The 10744-nt window shown below is 66.5% G+C and carries 10 protein-coding genes; 4 read left to right on the top strand and 6 right to left on the bottom strand.

Annotated elements, in window-relative coordinates:
* The first annotated feature begins 26 nt into the window (after window positions 1–26).
* The 3 genes from ACLP4W_RS10175 to ACLP4W_RS10165 all read left to right on the top strand — a co-directional run bounded on the left by ACLP4W_RS10175 (window position 27) and on the right by ACLP4W_RS10165 (window position 3097).
* Window positions 27–869: a carbohydrate ABC transporter permease gene (locus ACLP4W_RS10175; RefSeq protein ID WP_442386012.1), complete on the top strand. Its 843-nt coding sequence runs from the start codon at window positions 27–29 to the stop codon at window positions 867–869.
* A complete protein-coding gene (locus ACLP4W_RS10170) occupies window positions 856–1680 on the top strand; it encodes a carbohydrate ABC transporter permease (RefSeq protein ID WP_442386011.1) in 825 nt (274 codons plus the stop codon). Before ACLP4W_RS10175 ends, ACLP4W_RS10170 begins: the two co-directional genes overlap by 14 nt.
* A gap of 79 nt (window positions 1681–1759) precedes the next feature.
* On the top strand, window positions 1760–3097 hold the full coding sequence (locus ACLP4W_RS10165) for an ABC transporter substrate-binding protein (protein WP_442386010.1): 1338 nt from the start codon (window positions 1760–1762) through the stop codon (window positions 3095–3097).
* Window positions 3098–3103: 6 nt separating this feature from the next.
* On the opposite strand, the gene ACLP4W_RS10160 is transcribed toward ACLP4W_RS10165, so the two are convergent.
* The 4 genes from ACLP4W_RS10160 to ddaH are packed head-to-tail and all read right to left on the bottom strand — an operon-like array spanning window position 3104 to window position 7623.
* Window positions 3104–3982: a universal stress protein gene (locus ACLP4W_RS10160; protein WP_442386009.1), complete on the bottom strand. Its 879-nt coding sequence runs from the start codon at window positions 3980–3982 to the stop codon at window positions 3104–3106.
* Window positions 3979–5484 (bottom strand): amino acid permease, encoded by a 1506-nt coding sequence (locus tag ACLP4W_RS10155; protein WP_442386008.1) that lies wholly within the window; start codon window positions 5482–5484, stop codon window positions 3979–3981. The genes ACLP4W_RS10160 and ACLP4W_RS10155 overlap by 4 nt, the downstream gene beginning before the upstream one ends.
* A 31-nt stretch (window positions 5485–5515) precedes the next feature.
* A complete protein-coding gene (gene rocD / locus ACLP4W_RS10150; protein WP_442386007.1) occupies window positions 5516–6757 on the bottom strand; it encodes an ornithine--oxo-acid transaminase in 1242 nt (413 codons plus the stop codon).
* A complete protein-coding gene (gene ddaH, locus ACLP4W_RS10145; RefSeq protein ID WP_442386006.1) occupies window positions 6754–7623 on the bottom strand; it encodes a dimethylargininase in 870 nt (289 codons plus the stop codon). The genes rocD and ddaH overlap by 4 nt, the downstream gene beginning before the upstream one ends.
* 120 nt (window positions 7624–7743) lie before the next feature.
* Between ddaH and ACLP4W_RS10140 the strand changes: the two genes are divergently transcribed.
* Window positions 7744–8190 carry an Lrp/AsnC family transcriptional regulator gene (locus ACLP4W_RS10140; RefSeq protein WP_442386005.1) on the top strand — a complete coding sequence of 149 codons (447 nt, stop codon included), beginning with the start codon at window positions 7744–7746 and terminating at the stop codon, window positions 8188–8190.
* Window positions 8191–8308: 118 nt separating this feature from the next.
* On the opposite strand, the gene ACLP4W_RS10135 is transcribed toward ACLP4W_RS10140, so the two are convergent.
* The gene (locus ACLP4W_RS10135; protein WP_442386004.1) at window positions 8309–10135 is read right to left on the bottom strand and encodes a sulfatase-like hydrolase/transferase; all 1827 of its coding nucleotides are present in this window, start codon (window positions 10133–10135) and stop codon (window positions 8309–8311) included.
* Window positions 10128–10589, bottom strand: coding sequence for an SRPBCC family protein (locus ACLP4W_RS10130; RefSeq protein ID WP_442386003.1), 462 nt, complete (start codon window positions 10587–10589; stop codon window positions 10128–10130). The genes ACLP4W_RS10135 and ACLP4W_RS10130 overlap by 8 nt, the downstream gene beginning before the upstream one ends.
* Window positions 10590–10744 lie beyond the last annotated feature (155 nt).

Below are 10744 nucleotides of genomic sequence, written 5' to 3'. Positions count from 1 at the left end.
CGAGGAAACGACCTCGAACCGGCGCGCTGGGCTACGCCCTGCTGGCGCCCAGCCTGTTCGGTGTGGTCGCCTTCTTGCTGCTGCCCATCTTGGTCGTGATCTGGCTCAGCCTGTATCGGTGGGACCTGCTGGGTCCGCTGCGCTATGTGGGGCTGGCCAACTGGCGGTCGGTGCTGAGCGACTCCGGCTTCGCCAACTCGCTGATTGTCACGGCCGTCTTCGTGGCGATCGTCGTCCCCGCGCAGACGGTGCTGGGGCTGCTGGCCGCGTCGATGCTGGCGCGCCAGCTTCCCGGCACCGGGCTGTTTCGCACCGTGTACGTGCTGCCGTGGATCTGCGCCCCGCTGGCGATCGCGGTGCTGTGGCGCTGGATTTTGGCTCCCACCGACGGCGCCGTCAGCGCCGTCCTTGGACACACCATCGGTTGGCTCTCCGATCCCAGCTTCGCGCTGCCGCTGGTTTCGGCCGTCGTCGTCTGGACCAACGTCGGATATGTCTCGCTGTCATTCCTGGCGGGCCTGCTGGCCATCCCCGACGACATTCACGCCGCCGCGCGCACCGATGGCGCCACCGCCTGGCAGCGGTTGCGCCGCATCACCCTGCCGTTGCTGCGACCGACGATGTTCTTCGTCCTGGTGACCGGGATCGTCAGCACGGCGCAGGTTTTCGACATGGTCTACGCGCTGACTGGTGGCGGACCGGCCGGCAGCACCGATCTGGTGGCCCACCGCATCTACGCCGAGGCGTTCGGCTCGGCGGCGATCGGGCGGGCGTCGGTGATGGCGGTGGTGCTGTTCTTCATCCTGATCGGCGTCACCATTGTCCAGCATTTGTACTTCCGCCGGCGGATCAGCTATGACCTCGTCTAGCCGCCTTTCCAATGCTGTGATCTACGTCGGGCTGGTGCTGGGCGCGCTTATCACGTTGGCGCCGTTCGGACTTGGCTTGCTCACGTCGTTCACGTCATCGCACCAGTTCGTCACGGGTACGCCGCTGCAGTTGCCGCGGCCACCCACGCTGGCCAACTACGCCGATCTGGGCGGCGCCGGGTTCGGCCGCGCGGCGGCGGTGACCGCCTTGATGACGGCGGTGATTCTGGTGGGCCAGCTGACCTTTTCGGTGCTGGCCGGATACGCGTTCGCTCGCTTACAGTTTCCGGGACGCGATGCGCTGTTCTGGGTCTACATCGCGACGCTGATGGTGCCGGGGACGGTGACGGTGGTGCCGCTGTATCTGATGATGGCCCAGCTGGGTCTGCGGAACACCTTCTGGGCGTTGGTGCTGCCGTTCATGTTCGGCTCGCCGTACGCGATTTTCCTGCTGCGCGAGCACTTTCGCATCATCCCGAACGACCTGATCAACGCCGCGCGCCTGGACGGCGCCAACACCCTGGACGTGATCGCGCACGTGATCATTCCGTCCAGCCGTCCGGTCCTGGCCGCCCTGACGCTGATCACGGTGGTCTCGCAATGGAACAACTTCATGTGGCCGTTGGTGATCACCAGCGGACACAAGTGGCGGGTGCTCACGGTGGCCACAGCCGATTTGCAGTCGCGGTTCAACTCCCAGTGGACGTTGGTGATGGCGGCGACGACCGTCGCGATCGTGCCGCTGATCGCGCTGTTCGTGATCTTCCAACGCCACATCGTCGCTTCGATCGTCGTCTCGGGGCTCAAGTGAGTCCGTTCGACGCCGAGATCGCGGTTACGGCTGTCATTCTCAGAGAATTACGGCCCCCACGGCACGCTGGGCGCAAACCATGACACGGCCGCGCTTTTCCACCCTGGTCGTCGCGGCGCTGGCGCTCGTCGCCGTGCTGTTGGCGGCCACCGCGGTGCTGTTGGACTACTCCGGCGAACCTCACGGCGGAAAGATCGTCGTACGGGTGCGGCTCTGGGCCGACCAGATCTCCGCGGCGTATCGGCAGTCGTTCGACGCGTTCACCCGCGCGCATCCCAATATCGAGGTACGCACCAACATCGTTGCGTATTCGACCTACTTCGACACGTTGCGCACCGACGTCGCCGGCGGCAGCGCCGACGACATCTTCTGGCTGTCGAATGCATACCTTGCCGCTTATGCCGACGGCGGCCGGTTGCTGAACATCGGCAAGATTCTCGGCCCGGGTGCCGCCTCGGACTGGGAGCCGGCGGTGGTCGACCAGTTCACCCGCGGCGGTGCGCTGTGGGGTGTGCCGCAACTCACCGATGCCGGGATCGCGCTGTACTACAACGCAGACCTGGTCGGGGGCGCCGGTGTTGATCCTGATCAGCTCGACAGCCTGCGGTGGAGCCCCAATGCCGACGACACGTTGCGCCCCCTGCTGGCCCGGCTGACCGTCGATGCCAATGGAAATGCAGCAGGGACACCACGTTTCGACGCCGCCCGGGTCCGCCAATGGGGATACAACGCGGCCAACGACCCCCAGGGCATCTATCTGAACTACATCGGCTCGGCGGGCGGCGTGTTCCAGCGCGGCGACGAGTTCGCCTTCGACAATCCCGCGGCGGTGGCGGCCTTCCGCTATCTGGTCGGTCTGATCAACGACGACCACGTCGCGCCGCCCGCCTCGGACACCAACGACAACGGCGACTTCTCCCGAAACCAGTTTCTGGCGGGCAGGATGGCGCTCTTCCAGTCCGGCACCTACAACCTGGAGCCGGTGGCCCGCGACGCGCGCTTCCGCTGGGGTGTCGCAATGATGCCAGCGGGTCCGGTGGGCCGGGTGAGCGTCACCAATGGCATTGCCGCGGTGGGCAATTCGGCGACCAAACATCCGGACGCGGTGCGGCAGGTCTTGGCGTGGATGGGCAGCAGTGAAGGCAATGCATATCTGGGCCGGCGCGGCGCGGCCATCCCCGCGGTGCTGTCAGCTCAGCGGGTCTACTTCGACTATTGGGCCGCCGAGGGCATCGACGTCAAACCCTTCTTCTCCGTGTTGGACGGCCCGCGCATCCCAGCCCCGGGCGGCGCCGGCTTCGCCGCCGGGAACACGGCCCTGCAAAGCTATTTCGACGAAATGTTCCTGGGCCGAGGCGATGTCGCGGCAACCCTGAAACGCGCCCAGGCGGCGGCCAGCGCCGCCGCGCAGCGCTGATCGGCGTTAGCCGGGCAGCACCAGCACCGGCACCGGGCTCTCGCGGATTATCTTGGCGCTGCGGGAACCGAGGAACACCCTGCGGATTTCGCCACGCGGCCGGGTGCCCACTGCGAGGATCTCGCCGGCCTCCCAGTCCGTCTTGCCAAGCGCCTCGTCCCAGCCTTGGCCGGTAACCACTTCCAGCACAACGTCTTCGCCGACTATCCCATCGTCCTTGAGATTGCCCAGGATTTCTCGTGCTTGCACGGCCCAAGCCTGCAGGACCTCATCCTCGACGTCTAGCCCCACCTCTGGCGGATACATCGTCTTACCGCGGACCGCGAAGGTAAGCACCCGCAGCGGCAGCCCGAATCGCTCGGCGGTCTCGACACAGCGCCTCACCACGTCGATCGAGTCTGGCGTGGCCGAGTAGGCGCAGGTGAGCCGTGTCAATCTGCCCGTGCCGGAACGATATTCGCGGGGGCTGATCGCCACCGGTACTGGCGATGCGTGCAATAGCCAGTCGGCGGTCGTGCCGATCACTACCTGGCCGCGCCCACCGCTGGGCAACGACCCCAGCACCAGAACCTCGCCGCCGACCTCCTCGACGACCTCGATCAGCCCGGCCGACACGGACCGGTGCGCGCGATGGAGGTAGGTGACCTCGATCCCGTCGGCCAAATTGCTGAGGAAATCCGCGGCCTTCTTCGCCGAGTCCGCGGCCAGATGGTCCGCCCAGTGCTCGTACTCGGCGTCGACACGAGCGAGCGACGGTGTCAGCCACGGCTTGGGCACGATAGTCGCCACCGTGAGCGACGTACCGAGCGTGCGCGCGGCGCGGACGGCCAGGTGCAATCCCGACAGACCGACCTCGTCGGCGCGGTAGCCGACGACGACGGTCACCGCATTTCCTTCGGGGGACGGTCGAACATTTCGCCTTCCTGCGCTACCGGGGCTTCAGGGGTCGGGATGAGGCCATCGGCGTCACCGTTGAGAGCGCTGTGGTGGCGACCCCATACCAGGTAGAAGATCAACGCCAGCGAGACCCATCCGCTGAATGCGATCCAGGTGTACCAGTGCAAGCTGACGAGGATATATCCGCAGGCCAGCACCGAAAGGACGGGTGTTACGGGATAACCCGGCACCTTGAACGCGCGCGGCAGGTCGGGCTCGCGCACCCGCAGAATGATCACCCCGACGGATACGACGATGAACGCGGTCAGCGTGCCGATGGAAACCATGTCCGCCAGCTTCTGCAGGGGTATTAAGGCGGCCAGCAGCGACGCGGCGATCGCGACGATCACTGTGTTCGTCACCGGGGTCATCGTGCGCTGATTCACCTGCGCCAACCGCGACGGCAGCAGCCCGTCACGTCCCATGGCAAATAGGATGCGGGTCTGGCCGTACAGGGTGACCAGCGTGACGCTGAAGATCGAGATCACCGCGCCGGCGGCCAGAATTGTGCTGGCCCACATGCTGTGCGTGACATTGTCGAGGATGGTGGCCAGCCCGGCCTCTTGCTGCTCACCGAAGTTCTGCCAGGGCTGGGTGCCAAGCGCGGCGAGCGCGACGAGCACGTAGACGCCGGTGACGATCACCAGGGCCGCGATCAGTGCACGCGGCATCGTCTTCTGCGGGTCCGTCACCTCGTCGCCCGCGGTCGACACCGCGTCAAGCCCGATGAACGAGAAGAAGATCGTGCCCGCCGCCGAGCCGATGCCGGCGACGCCGAATGGGGCGAAGTCCTTGAAGTGGCCGGCGTCGTAGGCGGTGAGCGCGATGATCACGAACATGCCCAGCACGCCCAGCTTGATCAGCACCATGATCGCGTTGACCACGGCCGACTCGCTGGTGCCGCGGATCAGCAGCACCGCGCACAGTCCGATCAGGACGACCGCCGGCAGATTCACATAGCCCGGCTCGGTGTCCCATGGCGCCGCCGACAACGCGTGCGGCATCTGGAATCCGAATAAATTGTTCAGCAGCTTGTTGAGGTAGCCACTCCACCCCACGGCGACGGCGGCGGTAGACACTCCGTATTCCAGCAGCAGGCAGGCCGCCACGCCCATCGCAACGGCCTCACCCAGGGTGGCGTACGCATATGAGTAGGACGAACCCGAAACCGGCACGGCAGAGGCCAATTCGGCATAGCAGATAGCGGAGAGTCCAGCCGCGAAGCCGGCGATGAGGAACGAGACGATGACGCTCGGACCGGCCTCCGGCACCGCCTGAGACAGCACGAAGAAGATGCCGGTACCGACCGTCGAACCGACCCCGAACATCGTCAGCTGGAACGTGCCGATACTGCGCTTGAGGTGGTCTGCGGCCCCGGATGCGACGGGGGCGCCGACTACCGGGCGGCGCCGCAGCATCTGCTCTGTCAGGCTGATCGAAGGGGCTGGCAATTCCGCCTCCTGTTGCTGGATCAGCTGATTATCAGGCCTCGCTCAATGCGGTGGCGAATTGGTTCACCGCCCAGTCGATCTCCTGCTCGGTGATCACCAGCGGCGGCGCGAACCGCAGCGTCGAAGCGTGGGTGTCCTTGACCAGGACGCCGCGGTCGGCCAACCGCAGGCTTATCTCCTTGCCGGTGGCCAGCGTGGGTTCGATGTCGACCCCGGCCCACAGTCCGAGGCCGCGAACCCCGACGACGCCGTGGCCGATCAGCCGTCGGAGGCGCTTGTGCAGGTGCGCGCCCAATTCGGCCGAGCGGGCCTGGAATTCCCCCCGCGCGAGCATCGAAACCACCGTGGTGCCGATCGCTGCGGCCAACGGGTTGCCGCCGAAGGTCGAGCCGTGTTCGCCCGGATGCAGCACGCCGAGGATCTCGCGGTCCGCGACCACCGCCGACAGCGGAACCACGCCACCGCCGAGGGCCTTGCCAAGCAGGTAGACATCCGGCACGACACCCCAGCGGTCGCAGGCGAACGTGTAGCCGGTCCGAGCCAGCCCCGACTGGATCTCGTCGGCGATCAACAGCACGTTGTGCTCGCTGCACAGCGCGCGGACGGTCGGCAGGTAGTCGTCGGGCGGGACGATGATGCCCGCCTCGCCCTGGATCGGCTCCAGCAGCACCGCCACCGTATCGTCGTCGATCGCCCGGGCCAGCGCCGCGGCGTCGCCGAACGGCACCGAGCGGAAACCCGGGGTGAACGGCCCGAAGCCGTCCCGCGCCGTCGGATCCGATGAGAAGCTGACGATGCTGATCGTGCGGCCGTGGAAGTTGTTGTCGGCCACGATGATCTTCGCCCGGCCCGCCGGAACGCCCTTGACGTCGGCGCCCCATTTGCGGGCGACCTTGAGACCGCTCTCCACGGCTTCAGCGCCCGAGTTCATCGGCAGCACCATGTCCTTGCCGCACAACTGGGCGAGCGCGGCGCAGAACGGCCCGAGATTGTCGGAATGGAATGCGCGGCTCACCAGCGTGACGGTGTCGAGTTGCGCGTGGGCGGTCGCGGTGATCTCGGGGTTGCGATGGCCGAAGTTGACCGCCGAGTAGGCGGCCAGACAATCCAGGTAGCGCCGGCCATCGACATCGGTGATCCACGCACCCTCGGCACTTGCCGCCACCACGGGCAGGGGCGAATAGTTGTGCGCCGCATATCTTTCGACCAGTCCGATCGCGGTTCCGGTTCCGTTCGCGGCGATCCTTTCACCCGGGGCGTCGAGAATCGTCATGGGAATACCTCCAATGTGCAGCACTTGACGGAACCGCCGCCCTTGAGCAGCTCGGACAGATCCACGCCGACCGGCTCGAAGCCGGCGTCACGCAGCTGGGTAGCGAAACTAGTTGCGGCAGAGGGAAGTACAACACTGCGGCCGTCGGACACGACGTTGAGACCGAGCACATAAGCGTCGGCGCTTGCGACCACGATGGCGTCGGGGAACAGCGCACGCAGCTGGTCGGCCGCCGCCGCGCTGAACGCGGGCGGGTAGAACGCAATCGTATGGTCGTCGAGAACGGCCAGCGCGGTGTCGAGGTGATAAAAGCGCGGGTCCACCAGCTCCAGCGAGACGACGGGCACGCCCAGCGCTGCGGAGATTTCGGAGTGCGCGCGCCGGTCGGTGCGAAAGCCGTAGCCCGCCAACACCATTTCGCCGACCTTCAGCAAATCGCCCTGTCCCTCGTTGACGTGACGCGTGGACACAGGCCGGTAGCCGAGCGACGACATCCACCTGGAGTAGGCCCGCGACTCGCCGGCCCGCTCGGCGAATCGAAACTTGGCGACGATGGCAATGTCGTTCGCGATGAACCCACCGTTGGCGGCGTACACCATGTCCGGAAGCCCGGGCACGGGCTCGATCAAGTCCACGTGGTGACCCAGCCGTAGGTACGTCTGGCGCAAAGCGTCCCACTGCGCCTGGGCGACGTCGACGTCGACGGGTGTGGTGACGTCCATCCAGGGATTGATCGCGTACTCGACAGCGAAGAAGGTCGGCGGGGTCATCGCGTACCGGCGAGTCCGGGACGTGCGGCCGAGCCTGGTGGACTCCGCCCCTGGCCATGCCGGGGGGGCGGGTGCGGCGGCGTAGAAATCCGTCATAAATCAACGATATTTTGGACCTACCGAACAAGCAAACGACGATACTTGCGTGTCTAGGCTCGATTTATTGCGCTAGGATTCCCACTACAGCGATTTGTTGCGCACGACTTAGGGAGGGCGATGGATCGACTCGATGGCACCGACGAGCGAATCCTCGCCGAGCTGACCGAGAACGCGCGGGCCACCTTCGCCGAAATCGGACAGGCGGTGAACCTGTCCGCACCGGCGGTGAAGCGTCGCGTCGACCGGATGCTGGACACCGGGGTGATCAAGAGCTTCACTACCGTCGTCGACCGCAATGCGCTGGGCTGGAACACGGAGGCCTATGTGCAGGTGTACTGCCACGGCACGATCGCGCCCGATCAGCTGCGCGCGGCGTGGGTGGACATGCCCGAGGTGGTCAGCGCGGCGACGGTGACCGGCACGTCGGATGCGATCCTGCACGTTCTGGCCCGCGACATGCGGCACCTGGAGGCGGCCCTCGAGCGAATCCGGTCCAGCGCACATATCGAACGCAGCGAAAGCATCGTCGTGCTGTCGAACCTCATCGAACGGATGCGGACCTGAGGCCGGCACGGCGTCGCGCTCCCTAGCATGGGTCGACTTTCGAATGTGATATCACATGCGATATCAGATTCGCGGTTCGTGTAGTGGCCGACGGATGGTACTCAGGTGGCCCATGTGATTAGCGGCCGAATGCGGCCCTAACCAGCCGCGTCAGCCCCCACGACCGTGGCCTTGCTGCCGTCGGCGGTCTGCGAGATGCATAGGGCCACGCCTGGTTTCGTTCGGGGACGGAAACGGCCCGGGCGTGTTTCAGCCGCATCCGCAGATGCTGACGCAGGTCGTGCAGGTCCGGATCGGTCCAGCGGTTGTCGGCTTCGATCGGGTCGGCAGTGAGGTCGTACAGCTCCCACTGGTCGTCGAGCGGAGACGTCCGGTAGGCCTCTCCGCCCAGCCCGTTGGCCGCCAGGTGACGCACGCCGGGTTCGGTCCAGGTCGCCGGATCGTCGAAGGTGCGCACCAGCTTCCACAGGTGCCTGGCGCCTCCGGGAACGTCGTCGACGCGGACGACCAATCCCTCGAAATTGGAGGCGGTGTGCGCGGGCACCCTAATGCGCAGTGGCGCAGGCGGATTGACGGTCCGTTTCAGACGGCGCGCCAGGCCCGAGGCGCCGGAGTCGCCCTCGAGCATGTTGTCACGGGTCATGAGGTAAACGGCTCGCGTATCGTCGGCCGGCGCACCGTCGACGATCGGCATGAGGTTGCAGCCCGGCAGTTCGTGAACTTCCGAGAACGACTCGGCCAGCGTCGCAGCGATCGCAGCGGCGTCCAGGCCGGCCGCTCCCAGCAGTGTCGGGACCAGGTCGACGTGCGAGGTGGGTGCGGTGACGACCCGGGACTTGGTCGGGCGCTCGCCGATACGGGCGATCACGAAGGGAACGCGGGTTGCCTCGTCATAGAGGTTGAACCATTTCTGATGCAGTCCGCCGTGGGCGCCCAGGAGATCCCCGTGGTCGGCCGTGCGGACCAGTACCGCGTTGGCCGACCCGCCCTCGGTGACCGCCCGTCTGACGCGGTCGATCGGCCTGTCCACCTCGGCGTGCAGGCGGTAGTAGAGGTCGCGATAGCGCTGGGCGTCACGGTCGTAGGTTCGGTTGACCACGGGCGCCGGGCCGTAGCCGGAGTAGTAGGCCTCGCGGAATGCGATTTGCGCGGCCGGCTTGGTCGACAGGTCCTCGTCCGCGGTGGGAGACGGGGGTACCGGCGGGGGATCCAGCGGTGACGGCTTCACCGGGCTTCGGCGCGACCAGGAGGGGAACAGCACGATGTCGTGGGGGTTGACGAAGCTGGCCACCAGGAGGAACGGACGCAGCGCCGCCGGTTCGCCGGCGCGACGGCGGGCGTAGCGGTCGGTGAGCCAGGCGACGACCCGGCCCGCGATCAGGGAGTCCCGGCGGACGCCCGCGTTGGCCAAGAGCGCCCCGTGCGGCTCAGGGCCCACCCATCCGGAGAAACCGAACGGCCCCAGCGGATCTACCTCCAAATAGCGCCGCACCGCGGCAAAGTCGACGACACCGTCGTCGTCGTTGGTGGCCAACGGGCGTCCGGTGGCCGCGTCGATGAGGTCGGCGTGCGAAATGTGCCACTTGCCGTCGTAGTGAGTGTCATATCCGGCCGCGCGGAACCAGTTACCCAGCGTCGGCACCTCTCCCGGACGGAGCCAACGCATGCGGGAATCGTCGGCCGTCTTTCCGATGCCGTCGGTCTGGGTGACCCCGTGCAGGTCGGGGTAGTGCCCAGTGAAAATCGTTGGGCGGCTGGGCACGCAGGCCAACGAGCCGGTGTAGTGCCGCTCGAAACTGACGCCGTGATCATCGAACCACTTGCGGCCGGTCAGCGTTCGGTCGCGCCATGCGAGCACGTCAGGAGCTTCGTACGGCGGAACCGCGCGTTCCTCGTCGGTAACAATGACGATGACATCGGGGCGGAGGCCGGGGCGATCAGACACGGGCATTCTCCAATCGGTTCGCGAGCCCGGCGAGCATCACGTCGGACTGCCGTGCAAGAAAGCGGCACAGGACGCGTTCGGCCAGCTTCTGGCTTGGGCGAGAACCGATTTCGACCGTGCTGGTCAGGGTCACCAGGGTCGCTTGGGCCGAGCCGGCGGCGGTTGCCGCGAGTGTCCAGCGGTTGCTGACCACGCGAACGCGGCTGGGCAGGCCTTCGATGTCATAGGCGAGGGCGTGCGGCGGGTCGAACTCGGTGATGCGCTCGACGAGGGTGTCGCGTTTGACTTGGACTCGTCGGGCGGTACCGAGGAGTCCCCCATCGGTACCGGAGAACAGAATGCACGAGTGGTCGACGTTGTCGGCCCATGCACTGATCGAGCCGAAGTCCGCAAGGACATCCCAGATCTCGCCGACCCGGGCCGCGATGGTGCGAGTGCGGTGAATGTCGGCCACCTGCTCAAGCTACGCGACTAGCGCTCGAGCGCACGGTCTTTTACGCCGCCGAGAAGGCCTAGTGGGTGGCGTGCAAGATCGTCTCGAGCCACACCGCTGCGCCGCTGACCGCGATCACCATCGCGAGCGTCACCCAGTCCGCCAGTTTGGGCCGG

The sequence above is a fragment of the Mycobacterium sp. genome (assembly GCF_052145595.1).
GTDB lineage: Bacteria > Actinomycetota > Actinomycetes > Mycobacteriales > Mycobacteriaceae > Mycobacterium.
Note: the sequence above shows the minus strand (reverse complement) of the source record. Positions and strands in the feature narration are given on the sequence as shown.

Coding starts and splice junctions, on each gene's coding strand:
- ACLP4W_RS10140 (WP_442386005.1), top strand. CDS start 7,744: ATGGATCGACTCGATGGCACCGACGAGCGAATCCTCGCCGAGCTGACC.
- ddaH (WP_442386006.1), bottom strand. CDS start 7,623: ATGACGGATTTCTACGCCGCCGCACCCGCCCCCCCGGCATGGCCAGGG.
- ACLP4W_RS10170 (WP_442386011.1), top strand. CDS start 856: ATGACCTCGTCTAGCCGCCTTTCCAATGCTGTGATCTACGTCGGGCTG.
- rocD (WP_442386007.1), bottom strand. CDS start 6,757: ATGACGATTCTCGACGCCCCGGGTGAAAGGATCGCCGCGAACGGAACC.
- ACLP4W_RS10165 (WP_442386010.1), top strand. CDS start 1,760: ATGACACGGCCGCGCTTTTCCACCCTGGTCGTCGCGGCGCTGGCGCTC.